The sequence below is a fragment of the Wenzhouxiangella sp. XN79A genome, from assembly GCF_012272825.1.
Taxonomy (GTDB): Bacteria; Pseudomonadota; Gammaproteobacteria; order Xanthomonadales; family Wenzhouxiangellaceae.
This window is the reverse complement of the sequence record NZ_JAAWWS010000129.1, coordinates 1-19,611: the sequence shown is the minus strand read 5'-3', so window position 1 is coordinate 19,611 and position 19,611 is coordinate 1. Positions and strand designations below refer to the sequence as shown.

Below are 19,611 nucleotides of genomic sequence, written 5' to 3'. Positions count from 1 at the left end.
CTGGACGTCTACTGGCTGGGTCGGGTGCCGTATCCCGACAGCTGGACGGCGATGCGCGAGTTCACCGATGCGCGCGACGCCGACACGCCGGACGCGCTGTGGCTGCTGGAGCATCCGCCGGTGTTCACCCAGGGCCTGGCCGGGCGGCCCGAGCACGTGCTGGCGCCCGGCGACATTCCGGTGGTCCAGACCGATCGCGGCGGCCAGGTCACCTACCACGGCCCCGGCCAGCTGGTGGCCTACCCGCTGCTCGACCTGGAGCGGCTGGGCCTGGGCATCCGCTGCCTGGTCCACGAACTGGAGGAGGCGGTGATCGTCCAGCTGGCCGGCTACGGCCTGGTCGGTGCGCGCAAGGACGGCGCCCCGGGCGTCTACGTCGACGGCGCCAAGATCGCCTCGATCGGCCTGAAGGTGCGCCGCGGCTGCACTTACCACGGCCTGGCCTTCAACCTGGATGTCGACCTGGCGCCGTTCGCGCGGATCAATCCCTGCGGCTATGCCGGACAGGCGATGACCCGGCTGGCCGACCTCGCGCCGGCCGTCGACCCGCTGCAGGCGCGCCGGGATTTCGTCGACCGGCTCGGCCAGCGGCTGGGGCTTGACTGCCGTCCGGCCGCGGCCGATGATGGCCCTCACGCACTGTTGTCCGGCGTTCGCTAGTGTTCCCCGTCACTCATTGTGTGACGTATGGCGAGCCCGGGAGCATTCATCTGCGGCGTTCTGTCTCCTGGAAAGGACGCTGCCATTCCCTGCGAGACAGGCCTTGCAGTCAAACGCTCTCCGATTCGCCATACGTTACACAATGAGTGGCGGGGTACACTCGCTTGAAGGTCCGCACCGCGTCCGCGCAGTTCGCCGGCCGGCCACATCCCGATGAAACCCGAACCCGTTGCGCTGGTCTGACATGGTCATGAAGAAACGAATCAAGCTTTCCGCACTCGTCCTCGGTCTGGCGCTGATCGTGCCCGCGCTGGCCAAGGTGGAACCGATCGAACCGCTCGAGCCGGCCATCGAACATCGCTTCGCGACCAGCCTGGCGACCCGGTTCATGTCCAATTACCACTACCGTCGCATGCCGCTGGACGACGCGCTGTCCGAGCGCGTGTTCGAGCGCTATCTGGAGCTGCTGGACCCGAACCGGATGTATTTCCTGGCCAGCGACATCGAGGAAATGGCGCGCTTCCGCACGGTGCTGGACGAGGCGCTGAAGACCCGCGACCTCGAGCCGGCCTACATCATCTTCAACCGCTACCGCGAACGCGCGGTCGAGCGCATCGATCACGCCCGCCGGATGCTCGATTCGGAGTTCGACTTCAGCGTCGATGAGCGCTACCGCTTCGACCGCAGCGAGGCCGACTGGGTCGCCGACAACGCCGAGCTGGACGAAATCTGGCGAAAGCGGGTCAAGAACGATTGGCTGGGCCTGATGCTGGCCGACCGCGAGGTCGATGACATCCGTGAGACGCTCGACGAGCGTTACGCCAACATCGAGCGCCGGGTCCGCGACTTCAACGCCCAGGACGTGTTCCAGTACTTCATGAACGCCTACGCCGGCTCGATCGAGCCGCATTCCTCGTACATGTCGCCGCGGCTGGCCGACAACTTCGAAATCTCGATGAAGCTTTCGCTGGACGGCATCGGCGCGCTGTTGAGCGTCGACAACGAGTATGTCGAGGTCCAGGAAGTCGTCACCGGCGGCCCGGCCGACCTCGACGGTCGGCTGAAGGCCGGCGACCGGATCATCGGCGTGGCCCAGGGCGAAGAGGCGTTCCAGGACGTGGTCGGCTGGCGGCTGGACGATGTCGTCGACCTGATCCGCGGCGAGCGCGAGACCGTGGTCCGGCTGGAGGTGCTGCCCGGCGACACCGGCCTGAAGGGTCCGGCCAAGGTCATCGATATCGTCCGCAACGAGGTCAAGCTCGAGGAGCAGGCCGCCCAGGCCCAGGTCGAGGAGATCGAGGTCGACGGCCGGACCCGTCGGATCGGCGTGATCCAGGTGCCGGTCTTCTACGTCGACTTCCGCGGCCGCGCCCGCAACGAACCGGACTACCGCTCGTCGACCCGCGACGTGCGCCGCTTGATCAACGAACTGCGCGCCGAGGACATCGACGGTCTGGTCGTCGACCTGCGCAACAACGGCGGCGGTGCATTGATCGAGGCGACGACCATGACCGGCCTGTTCATCGACGAAGGCCCGGTGGTCCAGATCCGCGACCACAGCGGCCGGGTGACGGTCGAGGAAGATCGCGAGCCCGGCATGGCCTGGGACGGACCGCTGGCCGTGCTGGTCAACCGGGCCAGCGCCTCGGCGTCGGAAATCTTCGCCGCCGCGATCCAGGACTACGGCCGCGGCGTGATCATCGGCGAGCCGACCTACGGCAAGGGCACGGTGCAGAACCTGTTCAACCTCGACGACTACGCGCGCCAGTCCGACGATATGCGGCTCGGCCAGGTCAAGCTGACCATGGCCCAGTTCTTCCGCATCAACGGCGGCTCGACCCAGGCCCGGGGCGTGGTGCCCGACATCCTGCTGCCGAGCTTCGGCGACCCGTCGGAATACGGCGAGTCGGCGCTGGACTTCGCGCTGCCCTGGGCCGAGATCGACCAGGCCGACTTCCGGCCGGTGGCCGACCTGTCGCCGCTGATGTCGCCGGCCGAAGCCCGGCATCGGGATCGCCGCGAGTCGAACACCGATCTGCGCGACCTGATCGACGAGTTCGGCGAGTTCGAAGAACTGGCCGACCGCACCAGTGTGTCGCTGCTGGAATCCGAGCGGCGACGCGAGCACGCAGAAGCCGAGGCGCGCCGCAAGGCCCGCTACGGCGGACTGGCCGCGGTCGATGATGCCGACGACGATGCTGCCGACGAAGGCGGCGGTGACGAAGGCGCGGACCCGACCGTCGACCCGGACGGCGAGGCCGGCGAAGGTGAGGTCGCGAACGTCGACGACGACGCGATCGAAGAACCCGACGTGCTGCTGCAGGAATCGGCCCGCATTCTCGCCGACCTGATCGAGTTGGACCGGGACCAGCATCGCCTGGTCCAGGCCACCGACCCGGTGCTGCCGGGCGGCGGCGGCCTGGACTGAGCCCGGACCGCCGCGTGGCGGCCGGCCGCTTCAACCGATCCGGGACCGGTCGCACTGCGGCCGGTCCTTTTTCGTGAGCGGCGGTCGTCCCACCGTCGTGCGCGTAGCGGTGCCGGTGCCGCTGCACGGCCTGTTCGACTACGCGCCGCCGGTCGACGGCAATCCGCCGTCGCCGGGCGCGCGCGTGGTCGTGCCCTTCGGTCGTCGGCGACTGGTCGGCGTGGTGATCGAGCGCGCCGATTCCACGACCTTCGACCCCGACAGGCTCAAGCCCGTGCTGCAGGTGCTCGACGACGCGCTGCTGGACCGTGAGCACCTGGACCTGCTGCGCTGGACCACCCGCTACTACGCCAGCCCGCCCGGCGAACTGGTCACCCACGCCCTCCCGGTGGCGCTGCGCCGGCCCGAGCCGTTCCGTCGCGCCGGACCGGCGTGGCTGCACCTGACCGATGCCGGCCGGGCCGTCGACCTGGCCCGCGCGCCGCGCCAGGCCGAGGTGGTCGAGGCGCTCACCGACGGCCCGCAGCGGCGCGATGCGCTGCAGGCCGCGGGCCACCCGGCCGATGCCCTGCGCCGGATGCTGGAGCAGGGCCGGATCGAGACCTGCGACGCGCCGGCCCGCGAGCCGGTGCCCGGGCCGACGCTGAACCCGGAGCAGCGCGTTGCCGTGGCCGCCGTGCTGGCCGCGCGCCATCGCTTCGAGGCCTTCGTGCTGGCCGGAGTGACCGGCAGCGGCAAGACCGAGGTCTACCTGCAGGCGGCCCGTGCGCTGGTCCGCCGCGGCCGCCAGGTGCTGCTGCTGTTGCCGGAAATCGGCCTGACGCCGCAGCTGGTCCGCCGGGTCGAAGCGCGGCTGGGCTTCGCCGCCCATGTCTACCACTCGGGCCTGTCCGACGGCGAGCGGGTGGCGACCTGGGAGGCCGCGCACAGCGGCGAGGCACGGGTGTTGATCGGCACCCGTTCGGCGGTGTTCCTGCCGTTGAGGAACCCGGGCCTGATCGTCGTCGACGAAGAACACGACAGCTCGTTCAAGCAGTTCGACGGCATGCGCTACCACGGCCGCGACGTGGCCGTGCTGCGGGCCAGCCGGCTGGGCATCCCGATCGTGCTGGGAAGCGCCACGCCCTCGCTGGAGAGCCTGCAGAACGTTCACGACGGTCGCTATCGCCTGCTCGACCTGCCGCGCCGGGCCGGCGGCGCCGTGATGCCGCGCTGGCGGATCGAGGACCTGCGCGGCGCGACGCGACGCGAGGGGCTGACCGAGGCGCTGGTCGAGCGGATCCGGCGTCGGCTCGAGGCCGGCGAACAGGTGCTGGTCTACCGCAACCGCCGCGGCTTCGCGCCGGTGCTGATGTGCGACGAATGCGGCTGGCAGGCCGACTGCAGCCGCTGCAGCGCGCACCTGACCTGGCATCGCCAGGCCGCTCGCCTGAGCTGCCACCACTGCGGCCAGCAGCGGCCCGTGCCGCCGCGCTGCCCGGAGTGCGATTCGCCGCGGCTGGCGGCGGCCGGCAGCGGTACCGAGCGCATCGAGCACGCGCTGAACGAGCGGTTTCCCGACGTGCCGGTGCTGCGCGTGGATCGCGACAGCATGCGCGGTCGCGACGAGTTCGAACAGCTCCTGGAGCAGGTCGGCCGGGGCGATCCCTGCATCCTGGTCGGCACCCAGATGCTGGCCAAGGGCCACCACCTGCCGGGCATCGGCCTGGCCGTGGTCCTGGACGCCGACACCTCGCTGTTCAGCGCCGATTTCCGCGCACCCGAGCGGCTGGCCCAGACCGTGTTCCAGGTCGCCGGCCGGGCCGGCCGGCGCGATCCGGGGGAATTCGTGCTGCAGACCCGTCACCCCGAGCACGCGCTGGTCCAGGCGATGGCGGCCGGGTCGTACCTGAAGCTGGCCGAGCTGCTGCGCGCCGAGCGGGCCGCCGCCGAACTGCCGCCGGCCTGGTCGCTGGCCATGGTCCGGGCCGAGGCCCAGTCGGCCGACCGTGCCCGCGCCTTCCTGGCCCGGGTGGCCGGCACGGTGGGCTCGAACGAAGTCCGGCTGGCCGGTCCACTGCCGGCGCTGCTGCAGCGGCGCGCCGGCCACTGGCGCTACCAGCTGTGGCTGATGGCGCCCGAGAGAGCGCCGATCCAGCGGACGGTGGCGCGGCTGCTGGACACGATCCCGGCCGACCGCGACGCCGCGCGGGTGCGCTGGCACGTGGATGTCGATCCGCTGGAGCTGTAACGAAAACGCCCGTCCGGGGCCGGACGGGCGTTTCGCGTGCGCGAGACCTGCGTCGGTCGACGGCGCAGCGATCAGCCGTCCTCGTCCTTCTCCTCGTCCTCGTCGCCGACCGTGGCCTGCAGCGAGTAGGTGATCCGGGCCGCCTCGCCGCCGCGCGGCGGGTTGACCCAGATCACGTCGGTCATGCCCTGCCGGTCGGCCGCTTCATTGATCCGATGAACGTAGACATCCGAGCTCGTCGGCCCCTGTCGGGCGGCCTGCTGCTGAGCCGAGCTGGCGCAGCCGGTCAGGGCAGAGCCGGCGGCGATCAGCGCGCAGGCCAGTGCGATTCGAAGCGTGCGTCCGGACATTGCTGCCTCCTGTCCCGTCGTCGGGGCTTGTTCAGATCAAGGCCTTATCCTACGACGGCCGCGTGAGACCCGCAACGATGGGAGTTGGGTCAGTTCAGCGAACGAGCCGTCCCGCCGCGCCGCGGGTCGGCCGCCGCGGCATCGTCGGCGACGGCGTGGACGCCGCCGAAGTACAGGTTCGGTGCCGGCCAGCAGCGTGCCTCCGGCGCCGAACGGGCCAGCCAGTCGGCCACCTGTGCGGGCCAATCCGGGTGCGGGTGCTCGATCGCGAGCCGATCGCCCTCGAGGTGCAGCCGGGGTGCGCAAATCGCCTCGGCCAGGTCGAGGTCGAAGTGCATCAGATTGGCCAGCACCTGGGCGATCGCCGTGCGGATGCGGTTCGAACCGCCGCTGCCCAGCAGCACACGCCGGCCGTTCCGGAGGACAAGGGTCGGCGCCATCATCGAGGCCAGGCGGCGGTTCAGGGGCCAGTTGTGGAAGCCGGGCCGGTTCAGGTCCTCCTCGCCGAGCATGTTGTTGAGCATGAACCCGGTGCCGGGCACGATCCGCCCGCAGCCCTCGCCGTTCGACGCGGTCATGCCGGCGAAGCCGCCGGCCGCGTCGCGCACGCCGATGTGGGTCGTGCCGCGGCTGACGCGCAGTTCGCCTTCCAGCTGCCGGAAGGTCTGCATCAGCCGGCGGCTGCAGCCCAGCGTATCGGGTTGCTCCAGCCGCTGGCGTTCGCGCTCGCTGACCCCCATCGCCTCGGTCAGCGCGTCGAGGTGGGCGTCGTCGCCGAATCGGACGCCGGCCGGCAGGCGGTGTTCCAGCGCCTGGGTCATCAGCGCCACCATCAGGCCGCCGAAGGCCGGCGGCGGGTTCGACCAGACCGTCGCATCGCCCAGCGTCCAGCGCATCGGGCGGCGCCAGTGGACCCGGTAGCCGGCCAGGTCGGCCAGCGTCAGGTGGCCGCCGTGGGCCTGTGCGTCTTCGGCGATGGCGATGGCCTGCTCGCCGTGGTGCAGCGCGTCCGGCCCGTCGACGGCGATGCGCTCGATCCAGTCGGCCAACGGCCGATTGGTCACCACCGTGCCGACCCGGGGCAGCGGCCCGTCGTGCGCGTCCAGGCCGAACATCGCGCTGGCCTCCGGCGTTGCGCGGACGATCGGCTCGAGGATCTGCAGCGCGAAGGCCTGGGTCTCGGTCAGGGCGCAGCCTTCCCGCGCCACGGTCACGGCCGGCTCGACCAGTGCGGTCATCGGCAGCGAGCCGTGGCGGCGCTGAAGCTCGAACAGGCCGGCCACCATGCCCGGCGTGGCCGCGGCCCCCATGCCGACGTGGAACTCCTGCACGTCGGTCCCGAAGTTGCCGTGGATCGGGTAGAACTCCAGGTCGTCCATCCGGCGCCGGCGCGGGGTCTGGGCGAAGAAGTCGGCGATCACCGGCGCCCGGCCCGGCATCCGGATCATTGCGTGCCCGCCGCCGCCGGGAGAGCAGAAGATCGGCTCGGCCACGCAGGCCGTCCAGGCCGCGGCGACCAGCGCATCGACCGCGTTGCCGCCGGCGGCGAGGACCTCGCAGGCCGCGTTCGTGGTCTCGGGATGGCCGCTCGCGACCTGGGCGCCGGTGCCGTTCATCGACAGCATTCTGCCCCGACGCGGTCGGCGATGTGAACCGCATCGCAGTCGCGTAATGATCGGATGGATATACTCGGACGCTCGACACCTACGCAGGAGATGCGCGATGCGACAAGGGGCATTGAAGAGTCTGTTCACGCTGGCCGTCCTGGCCGCGGCGGCCTCGTCCATGGCGCAGGTGCCGAGCGATGTCACGCTGGACGCCTTGCCTGGCATCAGCGGCTTGTCCGGAGCGCTCGGCTTGAAGAATGCCGATGACGGGTCCGGCCGGTTGTTCATCGTTCAGCAGAACGGGATCGTCCGCATCCTCGACGAGGACGGCACGCTGCTACCGGATCCGTTCGTGGATATCGGTTCCCGAACTGCGGTCAGTGCGAGCGAGCGGGGCCTGCTCGATATCGCGTTCCATCCGCAGTTCGCGGTCAACGGCCGGTTCTACCTGCATTATTCGGCGGGTCCCGTTCGTCCCGCTGGCGTAGACGAAGGTGACACAGTGGTCGGCGAATTCTCGATCACGGGCGACCCTGATGTCGCGAACAATTCGCCCGACCGGATCATCCTTACTGTTCGGCAGGATTTCGCCAATCACAATGGCGGCCAGATGCGCTTCGGCCCGGATGGCTACCTGTATCTCGGCCTCGGTGATGGCGGGAGCGGGAACGATCCCTGCGATCGGGCGCAGACCCTCGACCCGGCATCGATCGTGACCGGCGGTTCGTGCGAGAGTGACCGATCCGTCGCTCTGCTGGGCAAGATGCTACGGATCGATGTGGACACCCCGACGCCGGCTGGCAGCAACAATCTGTGCGCAGCGAACAGCGATGGGTCTGCCGAGTATTCCATACCGCCGACCAATCCCTTCGAGGGTGAGACGAATCGTTGTGGTGAAGTCTTTCTATATGGCTTGAGAAACCCGTGGCGCTGGAGCTTCGATCGGACGACCGGTGATCTCTGGATCGGTGACGTAGGTCAGAATACAACCGAAGAAGTCAGCCTCCTGAACTGGCCGCTTGCAGGCGGTGACGATCTTGGTTGGAAAATCTGCGAGGGCAGCACCGAACGGGGATCATCGACGACACCGTGCGAGAACTTGCTGCCCGACTCCGTGATTCCCGTTCTTGAATATCCCACCGGTGCTACCTTCGGGCGGTCGATTACCGGTGGGTATCGATATCGCGGACCGGTCACGAGCATGAAGGGTCTCTATGTTTTCGGTGATGCCGTATCCGGGAATATCTGGTTCGCCAATGAGAGTGGGAGTACTTGGACCTCCACGGAGTTTCCTTCGCCCGTTTTCAGCGTCCGTTCCTTCGGTCAGGATGAGCAGGGCAACTTGTATGTCGTGTCCGGAAGCGCGGTGCACAGATTCAACGGCAATATCGAGCAGATTTTCGCCGACGGTTTCGAAGGAACCATTCCCTAGCCAGCGGCGAGTATTCGGTATCCTGCTGGTCATGTAGGCGGTGTCGAAAGGCGTTTGACGTTCGGGATCGCCACGACATTCCCGGGTGCGCTGCGCTTACCCTGGCTACGAACTGTTGCCGAACTGGTGCCCGAGCTTCGCTCGGGTTCCCTGCGCTGCCCGGTGCGAGTGGGCCCCGCTGAACTCGCTCCAGTCGCTTCGCCGCTTCCGCTCGGACATGCAGCGGCGGATTGTTATCACAATCGTTCCACTCGCCCCTGCGCTTCTCCTCGCCATCGAGGTGGATTCAAGGCGGTGCCATGCCCCCATTCTGTCGCCCCGGACTTGATCCGGGATGACAGAAGAAGAGGATTCTTCTACTGTGGGAGGCAGCTTTGGGGCGAAAGGTGAACTCGCCTGGACCCGTTCGCGCGCAAGCGCCCTCCCACAGACGATGCGGGGCAGGAAGCCGCTTTCGACTTGGCTCAGACATGCAGCGGCCCCGATTGTCATCACAAGCGTAGGTCTCATCCGCTGGCGCAGCCAGCGGCGAAACGCTTTTAAAACCGGAACCCGGAAACCCGGAAACCCTAATCCACCGCCTCGAACCGGTTCGCCTCCCGATTCTTCCTGACCTTCCGCGGATCCCACACCCGCCCGTTCATCGCGATCCAGACGCCGGGATCGAGGGCCTGGACGGCGCCGACCGCGCAGCCGATGTTGAACACGGCATCGGAGCCGATGAAACGGGCCGGGTTCAGGGCGCCGGTCAGCACGATGACGCGGTCGCCGAGACCTTCGAGCACCCTGGCCGTCTCGGTCATGGTGTCGGTGCCGTGGGTGATCAGGATGTGCTTTGCGTCCGAGGCCTCGACGGCGCGGCGGACCAGGTCGCGGTCGGCGTCGGTCAGTTCCAGCGAGTCCTTTCTCAGCAGCGGCTGGACCTGCCAGCGGAAGGCGACCTTCATGTCGGTCAGGATGCGCGCGATTTCCGGCTCGCCGATCTGGTAGTCGGACTTCTCGTCGTAGTAGATCTTGTCGATCGTGCCGCCGGTGGTGATGACCTGAAGAAGCTTCACGGGCGCGCTCCGGGAGGGGAAGCCCGCTATTTTCGTCGATTCGGGCCGGCGCTGCCGCGCTTCGTGCGCATCGTGGCCTCGGCGCCCATCGGATCGTCGGGCCACGGGTGCTTCGGGTAGCGGCCGCGCATGTCGCGGACGACGTCCGGGTAGCCGTTGGCCCAGAAGCTGGCCAGGTCCGAGGTCACCGCCACCGGGCGCTGGGCCGGCGAGAGCAGGTGCAGTACGACCGGCGCGCGGCCGTTGGCGACCCGCGGCGTTTCGCTCCAGCCGAACACGGCCTGCAGCTTGACGGCCAGCGCCGGACCGGGCTCGGCGCCGTAGTCGAGCCGGATCCGCGAGCCTTCGGGCACGTCGATGGCGACCGGCGCTTCGCGGTCGAGCACCTGCTTGCGGTCGTGGCCCAGCCGGTGCTCCAGCGCCGGGCGCAGGTCGAGCGCGGCCAGCTCCTTCCAGCGGGTGATGCCGGGCAGGAACGGGCCCAGCCAGTCCTCGAGTTCGGCCAGCAGCGTCTCGTCGTCGAAGGCCGGCCAGTCGGCGTGGCCGTGGCGGCGCAGCCACTCGATGCGCTGGCGAACGCCTTTCGTCCGCTCCGCGCCGTCCAGCGCGTCGAGCCCGCGCTTGCGGACCGCCGCCAGCAGGCCGCGCTGCACGGCCTCCGGGTCGCGCGCCGCGTCCACGGTTTCCTCGAGGACCAGCGCGCCGAGCCTGCGCTGCCGCCGGACCACCACGGCACCGCGCGCCTCGTCCCAGTCCGAGACTTCGACGTCGGCGACGTGCAGCGCCGGGTCCGCTTCGAGTTCGTCGCGCGTCACGCGGGCGGCGAGGAAGATCTTCGCCTCGCGTTCTCGGCCGTCGAGCTCGGCGGCGACGAGGAACTCGGAACCGGCCAGCGGGTCGTCGTCCGGCAGCCAGGCGCCGCGGCCGTTGGCCAGCCGGAAGCGGGCCGGGCCGCCGGGGCGGCGCATCGCGATGCGGTCGGGCCAGGCCAGCGCCAGCAGCCGGCCGGCGGCGTGCGGGTCGATGGCCTCACGGTCCTGCGTTCGCGTCAGCCGCTTCATCAGCTGCCGGGCCTGCTGCAGCCGGCCGCGGTGCACGCCGGGCAGGCCCTTTCCTTCCAGCGCGCGCAAGCGGAGTTCGAGATCGCTGCCGGCGTCGCGCGGCAGCGGGTCGCGGTCCGACAGCAGCGCGGCCAACGCGGCGGCGGTCCGGCCGAGCCGGCGCTCGCGGCCGCCGACCAGCAGTTGGGCCAGGCGCGGGTCGAGGCCCGGTTCGAGCAGCGCCCGGCCGTGCGCGGTGATCCGGCCGTTCTCGTCCAGCGCGTCGAAGGCCTCGAGCAGGTCGACGGCCTGGTCCCAGTGCGCGCGGGGTGGTGGGTCCAGCCAGTCCAGGTCGCCCGGGTCCGTCGCGCCCCACTGGGCCAGCTGCAGTACGGTCGGCGCCAGGTCGGCCTCCAGGATCTCCGGTGCGGCGTGGGGCTTCAGCCGCGCCTGTTCGCCTTCGCTCCACAAGCGGATGCAGCGGCCCGGCTCGAGGCGCCCGGCGCGGCCGCGGCGCTGCTCGGCCGACGACCTGGAGACGCGCTCGGTGATCAGCCGTGTCATGCCGGAGCCGGGATCGAACTTCGGCCGCCGCTCCAGGCCGGCGTCGATCACGATCCGTACGCCCTCGATGGTCAGGCTGGTCTCGGCGATGGCCGTGGCCAGGACCACCTTGCGCCGCCCCTCGGGCGCCGGGGCGATCGCGGCGTCCTGCTGCGCCGGGTTCAGGGCACCGTAGAGCGGGCACAGGTCCGTGTCGTCAGGCAGCGTTCCGGCCAGCCGCTCCTCGACACGCTTGATCTCGCCGACGCCGGGCAGGAACACGAGCACCGAGCCCGGCTCGGCGGCCAGCGCATCGCGCACGGCGGCGGCTGCGGCGTCGTCCGGCCGCTGCTCGCGGCGCGGCGGGCGATAGCTCACTTCGACGGGAAAACTACGTCCTTCGCTGGTCAGCACCGGCGCGTCGTCGAGCAGCTTTGCCAGTGGTGCTGTGTCGAGCGTGGCTGACATGACCACCACGCGCAGGTCCGGGCGCAGCGCGGCCTGGGACTCGCGGACCAGCGCCAGGCCGAGATCGGCGTTGAGCGAACGTTCGTGGAACTCGTCGAACAGCACGCAGGCCACGTCGGCCAGCTCCGGGTCGGCCTGGAGCTGCCGCAGCAGGATGCCCTCGGTGACGACGTCGATGACCGTGTCGGCGGAGACCTTCGATTCGAGCCGCGTCCGGAAGCCGACCGTCCCGCCGACCGGCTCGCCGATCTGCCCGGCCATGAACCGTGCCGCGGCCCGCGCGGCCAGCCGCCGCGGCTCCAGCATGACGATCTTCCGGCCTTCGCGCCACGTGCAGTCCAGCAGCGCCGGCGGCACGCGCGTGGTCTTGCCGGCCCCGGGCGGGGCCTGCAGCAACACGCACGACGCCTCGGCCAGCGTTTCGCGCAGGCGGGGCAGCAGCGGGTCGATCGGAAGAGAAACGGGCATGGGCGGCGGATCGTCGGGACCTGCGCACTATAGCGACCGCGGCGCGGCCCGCCGGCGGCCGTCAGCGAAAGGCGATGCCCAGGGTCAGCTGCAGGGCCAGGAACCACGCCAGGGCGGCGCCGGCGCCGAGCCAGAGTCCGGTTTCGAAGCGGTCCTCGGCGGCAGGCTCTTTCTCATCGAGGGAGCGCAGGGTCCGCCACGCGTAGAGGCCGGCCGGAATCGTCACCAGCACGATCGCGACGATCAGTCCGAGCAGGGAACGATCCATGGTTCGTGTTCGAGTCCAACGTCAGCCGGGAAGACTAGATCAGAGGGAGGGGGCGGTCAACGGCCGGGATCCTCAGGCAAGGGCCCAGACCAGCAGGAACCCGACGTAGGTGCCGAGCAGATTGCCCAGCGTGCCGAGCACGACGCCGGGCAGCAGCAGGTCCGGGCGGTCGAACTTCTCGACCAGCGGCAGGACGACGGTCGAGCCGCCGACGGTCGTGGCCGAGACCACGGCGGTGGTTTCGGCCGACTGTTTCATCAGCCGGCCGCCGAGAATCACGACCGCGCCGTGGATGGCGATGAGCAGCACGACGAAGGCGAGCAGCTTGATGCCGAGCCAGCCCAGCGCGCCGAGCGCGGCGACTTCGCAGTAGGCGGCCAGCGCGGCCAGGAACAGGTAGGCGCCGTACATGCCGAGCACCTGGGTGCCTCTGAGCCTGGCGATGGCCTCGAACTGGGCCAGGATCAGTGCCAGCGTGGTCAGGATCAGGATCGACGGGATCGCGATGCCGAGCACGTCGGCGCTCCACGCGGCCAGCGCGTCGGAGACGACGAAGGCGCCGACGCCGAGCGCGCCGAGCATGGCCAGATCGGTCAGGCCGGGCTTGCCGGGGCGGTGGCCGGGTGCGTCCGGGTCGTCGGCCTCCTGCACGGCGTCGATCTTCGGCAGCAGGCCCCGAACCAGCTTCGGAAAGGCCAGCAGCAGCGCGATCCAGACCACGGTCATGACGTGGTCGGCCACTGCCGAGGCGGCGTACAGGTTGCCGGCCTCATAGACCTCGTAGTGAATCGCCAGCGCGTTGAAGTTGGCGCCGCCGCCGATGTAGGTGGCCGCGAACATGCCCGACAGGGGGCCGTACCACTCGCCCATCCAGTCCGGTGCGCCGAGCAAGAGACCGGCGACGACCACGCCGAGCACGGTGCCGAATGCCGCAATCGCGAACATCGCCAGCATCGGGCCGCCGGCGCGCTTCAGCGAGCCGAGCTTCGCGTTCAGCAGCAGCCAGAAGATCGAGATCGGCGCCAGCGTGCCGAGCAGCTGGTTGTAGACGGGCACGTTCGCCGACGCCAGCGGGATCACGCCGATATTGGCCAGGATCGCCGCCAGCACGATGACCAGCAGCGCGCCGCCGAGGATGCGGCCGCCGGGCTTGCGGCCGAGCCAGTCGGCGGCGGCGACGACGGCGAGCAGGACGGCGAGGATGTGGATCGACGACATGGCGGATCGGGGTCGGGGGCGTGTCTGCATCCTAGCCGGTCGAAGCGGTGCAGCGGCGTGTGCCGGGACCGGGGCGCCTTTACAATCCGCGCTACGGAAGACCGTCATTCAATCAGGGAGTCCGCATGAGCCAGTCTCGTGCCCGCCAGCTGAACCGCGCCGAGGTCGTCGATCGGCAATTCCTCGACCACCTCGACGCGCTGGAGCGCGACCCGCCGCGTCGCGAAACGCCGGGACCCGATGATTCGGACCTGCTCGAACTGTTCGACAGCCAGCTGGCCTCGCGCCAGCTCGACCTGATGGCCCGGGTCAAGCGCCAGGAGAACAAGGTCTTCTACACGATCGGCTCGTCGGGCCACGAGGGCAACGCGATGGTCGGTCGCGCCACGCGCGCCACCGACCCGGCCTTTCTGCACTACCGCTCCGGCGCCTTCGTCGCCGAGCGGTACCGGAAGGACGCCGACGCCGATTTCATCCACGACACCTGCCTGTCCTTCGCCGCCGCGGCCGACGATGTCGCGTCCGGCGGCCGGCACAAGGTCTGGGGACATCGCGGCCTGTGGATCCTGCCGCAGACCTCGACGATCGCCAGCCACCTGCCGAAGGCGGTCGGCACCGCGCTGGCGATTACCCACGGCAAGCGCATCGACCACGAACTGCCGGTGCCCGACGACGCCATCGTGGTCTGCAGCTTCGGCGATGCCAGCACCAACCACGCCACGGCCCAGGCCGCGTTCAACACCGCGGCCTGGACCGCCCACCAGAGCCTGCCGCTGCCGATCCTGTTCGTCTGCGAGGACAACCGGGTCGGGATCTCCGTGCCGACGCCGTCGCAGTGGATCGCGAAGTCCATGGCCGCGCGCTACGGGCTGGAGTACCGCTACGCCGACGGCCTGGACCTGGCCGCCGGCTGGCAGCCGGTGCAGGACGCGGTCGCCTTCTGCCGCGGCCGCCGTCGGCCGGTGTTCCTGCACCTGAACACGACCCGCCTGATGGGCCATGCCGGCACCGACTTCGAGATCGAGTACCGCCCGCCCGACGAACTCGAGCAGCAGGAAGGGCTGGACCCGCTGCTGGTCTCGGCGACGCGGCTGGTCGCGCGCGGCCTGACCACGCCGAAGCGCATCCGCGAGCGCTACGAGGCGCTGCGTCGGCAGTGCCTCGACGAGGCCGACCGGGCCGACGCGAAGCCGCGCCTGACCACCGTCGAGGACATCGTCCGCCCGCTGGCGCCGTATTCGCCCGACGAGGTCGCCAACGAGGCCGGCCGCACCATCGCGCAGTCGCTCCGGCAGGAAAGCTTCGGTCGGCTGCCCGAAGACGACGTGCCGAAGCACATGGCGATCCAGATCAACCGCGCGCTGCACGACCTGCTGCTGAAGTACCCGGAGGCGCTGGCCTTCGGCGAGGACGTGGCGCGCAAGGGCGGGGTGTACACGATCACCAAGGGCCTGTGGAAGCGCTTCGGCCAGGCCCGCGTGTTCAACACGCTGCTCGACGAGACCACCATCCTGGGCCTGGCCCAGGGCTACGGCGCAATGGGCTACCTGCCGATTCCCGAGATCCAGTACCTGGCCTACTTCCACAACGCCTGCGACCAGGTGCGCGGCGAGGCCTGTTCGCTGCAGTACTTTTCCAATGATCAATTCCGCAACCCGATGGTCGCGCGGATCGCCGGGCTGGGCTACCAGAAGGGCTTCGGCGGGCACTTCCACAACGACAACTCGGTGACCGCGCTACGCGACATCCCAAGCCTGGTCGTCGGCTGCCCGTCGCGCGGCGACGATGCCGCGCGCATGCTGCGCACCCTGGCCGCCCTGGCCACCGTCGACGGCCGCGTGACCGCGATCATCGAGCCGATCGCCCTGTACATGACCAAGGACCTGTACGAGAAGGACGACGGCCAGTGGAGCTTTGCCTACCCGGCCCCGAGCGAGTTCCTCGAGCCGTTCTTGCCCCGCATCTACCACGAAGATGCCACCGACCTGCTGATCGCCACCTACGGCAACGGCGTGCCGATGGCGCTGCGCGTGGCGAAAGACCTGGCCGAATCACGCGGTATCGCGATCCGCGTGCTCGACCTGCGCTGGCTCAAACCCCTGAACGTCGAAGCCGTGGCCGAACACGCGAAGGACTGCTCGGCGGTGCTCGTTCTCGACGAGGGTCGGCCGGACGGCGGTATCGGCGAAGGCCTGGTCACCGGCCTGGTCGAACACGGCGCGGCCGACCGCCCGATCCGCCGCGTGACCGGGGTGGATTGCTACATTCCGCTGGGCGATGCGGCCGGGTTGATGCTGCCGGACGAGGCGCGTGTCCGAGCTGCGATAGTCGGTTTGCTGGGATAAATCTACTGATCGATGTAGGAATTCGTACCACGTGAGGTGGCGTCGATTTCCTACGGAATTTACAGAAATTTGCCGATTCACGAGTTCAGGAAGCTCTTGCAGGCTATGAGCGAGCGTTGTTGCTGGGGAAAGGTCGTTCCAACTACACGCTTCCATCTGGTTGAAACAGCCTACGGTTGTTCGATTATTTTGCAGGCTGAAGCGGCCGGATTTCACTATTCATGGCCAATCTGAGGAGCTTGTCTTATGAAGAACTATACGTCACTTCGTGTTTTCAGGAGGAATGAATCCGGCAATGAACGAAGAGTTCATGAGGAGAAGAAATCCTGCACTGCTTCTTTTTTCGCAGCAGCAGGGGTCTTGTCATTAGTGCTCTTTTCTGTACCTGGCATCGCGAGTCAGTATGTCGAAATCAATGCAGAAGATTTCCTTGACGCTGGTAGCTTGGATGTTGACGTTGCCAGATCCATTCTCCGGTTCGATATTGCAAAGCCTATTCAAGGTGAATTGACGAGTTATCAGATGAACTTCGAATCTGGGACTTGGAGCGCAATCAGTGCTGACGGAACTTCCTCTGGGGGAGTGCTGCCGCCGAGTGCGACCGAAGGAATCTGGATTCCATGTGTTTCCAACCCGCTCAGTTTTGGGTTTTGTGCCGTTGGGCTGGTGATCAGCTCTACGTTATGTGAGATGCGAGATCAGAATGCTCACAGACGGGCAATCCGGTCGTGTTCCAATTTCGGCGGCATCGATTCCTTCGAGGCGGGAGCCTGCGGAGTTGGCGCAAGCCATTCATGCAGGGACTTCGTTGTGGTGCGTTGATTTTCTCACAAGAAGACTTTCGATTGATGAGCAGGCGCGGCAACTGCCGCGCCGATAACTGTGCATGAAAGTAATGCGTAAGAAGATCGGGCTTTTAGTTGAGCAAATTCTCCTGCACGCGAAAGCCGCCGGGTTTTGTGTTTTTTTCGGTTTGCTCGCCAGTGCGCTTGTTTTTGTAGCTGGTTCGTACATTTCGCCAGCTAATGTCGATGTCGAATTCTTGATTCTTGATTCTGATTCAAGTCTGAATGGCGCTGAACTCGAGAAAGTCAGAGAGTCCATAGGGTCTTTGGCGGCGCGTTTTGGAGGGAGATGTGGCAAAGGGGTATCGACCGGTCAGGGTGCGCGATTCACATTCTGCCGATTTTCGGAAACCAGCCTTGACAAAGCATATGACCAGTTCGTTTCATTAGCTGAATTCCTGGATGAATCAGGATTTTCTGTCTCAAATATAAGTTTCGAAGATTCTACGGAGCTGTCATTCCCACCTTGGCTATTGCTTGTTTACATCCTCATTCATTTTCCGGTCGTATGGTTCGCGTTGCGAAAGGTTTCAATGCGTGACGATATTCTTCGTGCAGCGAACGAAATCATTGTTCGGCCGTGGTGGCTCTTGGTGCCGGTAGTTTTCGGGGTGCTGGTTTCAAGCCTTATTTATGCTTTGCTCGTTTTCTCTTTCGGCCCGGTCGTCGATGGCGAGCAAGTTGTCCTTCGGCAGGATTTTGTCGCATCAGAAGCTGAAACTAATCAGCCGCAGTTGCTGTTGTTTTTCTTTTTAAGCGCGATTGTTCTTGCGCCGATCTGGGAGGAGGCTGTCTTCAGAGGCTGGCTTTATGAACGAAGGGCGAAGGGGCTTCGGCTCATCGTCCGGGCGGGAATAAACGGTTGGTTTTTTGCAGGTGCTCACTCCATACCTTATCTTTGGAGCCTTTTGATTGCTACAGATGGGGCGCGCTTCAACATTTCGCTGTTTTTTTCCTGGGTGGCCTATTTGGCCACCGTTCTTTGTTTTGGGATGCTGTTCTATTTTATTCGAGAGAAGAAAAACTCGATTTCACTAGTCATGGTTCTGCACCTGGTGCAGAATCTTTTTGCCTTCTCGGTCCTGGTTCTTTTGCTGCCGAATTCTTGACCCTGTTCTCTGCCGGCTTCTGCCAGATTCAAATATCGAAAAAGTCACAGCTCATTGCTTGCTTCCAGTTTCTACACTACTGCTTTCGAGAGATAGGCCTGATTCTGTATTTTTTTGGGTCTATCCGAATCTCGCAACGGATTTCAGACTTGATCCGGTCTGATTTGAGAGGTCATGGGGCCTCCTGTAAAGTTTTGTTTTCCAGAACAAACAGTACAGAAAGGAACCCCCATGACCGTCTACAAGCTTATCGCAAAGCTGCTCAAGTTCAAGGATTTCCGGTGCAATGGACTGGCCTTTCGGCGCGGCAACCGGCTCGAGGTATTGGTCAAGCCCTACAAGAACGGCTGCCGCTGTCCGGAGTGCGGCCGGCGGGGACGTATCGTTCGCCAGCGCTCCGAGGTGCGCTACTGGCGTGATATTCCGGTCGGACCCTGGTCGATCTGGCTGATGTACTGGCCGCGTGAGATCTGTTGTGACACCCACGGCCGGGTGACCGAGCAGCTACCTTGGTCTGAGGCGGGCAGCCGGGTGAGTCACCGCTTTGAATACCTGATGCTGCGCTACTGCCAGATCATGCCGCAAAAGGCCGCCGCCCAGCTGCTGCGGTTGCCCGCCTCGACCCTTTCGGATCTGCTCCATCGCACCATTGGCCGGTTGCGCGAGGGCCATCGCATCCGAGGCCTCAAGACCATCGGCGTTGACGAAATCTCCTATCACAAGGGTCACAAGTACGCCACGCTGGTCTATGACCTGGAGCGCTCCTGCGTGGTCTGGATCGGCCAGGGCAAGGCCCGAGCGGCGATCGACCGGTTCTTCAACGAAGCGCTCAGCGACTACCAGAAGGCCAGGATCCAGACCGCCTGCTGCGACATGAGCCAGGCCTACATCGGGGCCATCCAGACACACTGCCCGAACGCCACCCTGGTGCTGGACCGCTTCCACATCGTTAAGGCGCTCAACGAGGCCGTCGACGAGGTTCGCAAAGAGCAGTGGCGGGAGGCTACCCGGGATGAACGCAAGGCGCTCAAAGGGCTGCGCTGGCTGCTCTCACGCCATTCGTCGACCCGAAGCCGGCGCGATACCCAAAACCTCAATGCGCTCGACAAACACAACCGGCGAATCTATCGCGCCTGGCGCCTGAAAGAAGAGTTCGAGCACTTCTGGACCTACCAGGCACCCTGGGCGGCAGAGCGGTTCCTGAAGCAGTGGACCAAAAGTGCATTGCTCAGCCGCCTGGAGCCGCTGCGAAAGTTCGTCCATACCCTCCGACGCCACCAGGATGCCGTGCTGGCCTTCATCGGCACCCGCGTGACCAACGCTATTGCTGAAGGACTCAATCGCATCGTCAAGATCGTCAAGAATCGCGCCAGTGGCTTCCGCCATCTCGATGCGTTCTCCGACATGATCTACCTGACCGTTGGAGACCTCGATCTGCCTGGGCAAATTCCAGTGCGGTTCCGCACACTATGAAAACGCCGGCAAAGACAGTCAGATCAGGCGCTGCGGGCGATCAGAGCTTTGCGAGATCCGGATATAGCC

Annotated in this window: 14 protein-coding genes; 8 read left to right on the top strand and 6 right to left on the bottom strand. The window is 66.9% G+C overall.

Annotation, left to right across the window (positions count from 1 at the left end; genetic code table 11):
- The 3 genes from lipB to HFP89_RS02085 all read left to right on the top strand — a co-directional run bounded on the left by lipB (position 1) and on the right by HFP89_RS02085 (position 5,318).
- Positions 1–660, top strand: a complete 660-nt coding sequence (gene lipB / locus HFP89_RS02095; protein ID WP_206212185.1) for a lipoyl(octanoyl) transferase LipB — start codon at positions 1–3, stop codon at positions 658–660.
- A 250-nt stretch (positions 661–910) separates the two neighbouring features.
- Complete coding sequence (locus HFP89_RS02090; protein WP_168715986.1) at positions 911–3,088, top strand: carboxy terminal-processing peptidase; 2,178 nt, start codon at positions 911–913, stop codon at positions 3,086–3,088.
- A 73-nt stretch (positions 3,089–3,161) separates the two neighbouring features.
- Positions 3,162–5,318, top strand: coding sequence for a primosomal protein N' (locus HFP89_RS02085; RefSeq protein WP_168715985.1), 2,157 nt, complete (start codon positions 3,162–3,164; stop codon positions 5,316–5,318).
- A 71-nt stretch (positions 5,319–5,389) separates the two neighbouring features.
- Here the strand turns inward: HFP89_RS02085 and HFP89_RS02080 are convergent, their stop codons facing one another.
- Together HFP89_RS02080 and HFP89_RS02075 are read right to left on the bottom strand one after the other, a co-directional pair.
- Entirely contained in the window at positions 5,390–5,668 is a 279-nt protein-coding gene (locus HFP89_RS02080; RefSeq protein ID WP_168715984.1) for a hypothetical protein, read from the bottom strand.
- 89 nt (positions 5,669–5,757) lie between these two features.
- On the bottom strand, positions 5,758–7,284 hold the full coding sequence (locus tag HFP89_RS02075) for a gamma-glutamyltransferase (RefSeq protein ID WP_168715983.1): 1,527 nt from the start codon (positions 7,282–7,284) through the stop codon (positions 5,758–5,760).
- Positions 7,285–7,390: 106 nt separating this feature from the next.
- Here HFP89_RS02075 and HFP89_RS02070 point away from each other — a divergent pair, with 106 nt between their 5' ends.
- Positions 7,391–8,707, top strand: coding sequence for a PQQ-dependent sugar dehydrogenase (locus tag HFP89_RS02070; protein WP_168715982.1), 1,317 nt, complete (start codon positions 7,391–7,393; stop codon positions 8,705–8,707).
- Between the two features lie 569 nt (positions 8,708–9,276).
- Here HFP89_RS02070 and HFP89_RS02065 read toward each other — a convergent pair.
- The 4 genes from HFP89_RS02065 to HFP89_RS02050 all read right to left on the bottom strand — a co-directional run bounded on the left by HFP89_RS02065 (position 9,277) and on the right by HFP89_RS02050 (position 13,770).
- Positions 9,277–9,765, bottom strand: coding sequence for an asparaginase domain-containing protein (locus HFP89_RS02065; protein ID WP_168715981.1), 489 nt, complete (start codon positions 9,763–9,765; stop codon positions 9,277–9,279).
- Between the two features lie 26 nt (positions 9,766–9,791).
- On the bottom strand, positions 9,792–12,284 hold the full coding sequence (gene hrpB, locus HFP89_RS02060) for an ATP-dependent helicase HrpB (RefSeq protein WP_168715980.1): 2,493 nt from the start codon (positions 12,282–12,284) through the stop codon (positions 9,792–9,794).
- Positions 12,285–12,345: 61 nt separating this feature from the next.
- Positions 12,346–12,552, bottom strand: coding sequence for a hypothetical protein (locus HFP89_RS02055; RefSeq protein WP_168715979.1), 207 nt, complete (start codon positions 12,550–12,552; stop codon positions 12,346–12,348).
- 72 nt (positions 12,553–12,624) lie between these two features.
- Complete coding sequence (locus tag HFP89_RS02050) at positions 12,625–13,770, bottom strand: DUF819 family protein (RefSeq protein WP_168715978.1); 1,146 nt, start codon at positions 13,768–13,770, stop codon at positions 12,625–12,627.
- A gap of 125 nt (positions 13,771–13,895) precedes the next feature.
- Here HFP89_RS02050 and HFP89_RS02045 point away from each other — a divergent pair, with 125 nt between their 5' ends.
- The 4 genes from HFP89_RS02045 to HFP89_RS02030 all read left to right on the top strand — a co-directional run bounded on the left by HFP89_RS02045 (position 13,896) and on the right by HFP89_RS02030 (position 19,542).
- Complete coding sequence (locus tag HFP89_RS02045; protein WP_168715977.1) at positions 13,896–16,115, top strand: thiamine pyrophosphate-dependent enzyme; 2,220 nt, start codon at positions 13,896–13,898, stop codon at positions 16,113–16,115.
- A gap of 246 nt (positions 16,116–16,361) precedes the next feature.
- Positions 16,362–16,937, top strand: coding sequence for a hypothetical protein (locus HFP89_RS02040; protein ID WP_168715976.1), 576 nt, complete (start codon positions 16,362–16,364; stop codon positions 16,935–16,937).
- Between the two features lie 64 nt (positions 16,938–17,001).
- Positions 17,002–18,069, top strand: coding sequence for a CPBP family intramembrane glutamic endopeptidase (locus HFP89_RS02035; protein ID WP_168715975.1), 1,068 nt, complete (start codon positions 17,002–17,004; stop codon positions 18,067–18,069).
- A 231-nt stretch (positions 18,070–18,300) separates the two neighbouring features.
- Positions 18,301–19,542 (top strand): ISL3 family transposase, encoded by a 1,242-nt coding sequence (locus HFP89_RS02030; protein ID WP_168715701.1) that lies wholly within the window; start codon positions 18,301–18,303, stop codon positions 19,540–19,542.
- Positions 19,543–19,611: the final 69 nt, after the last annotated feature.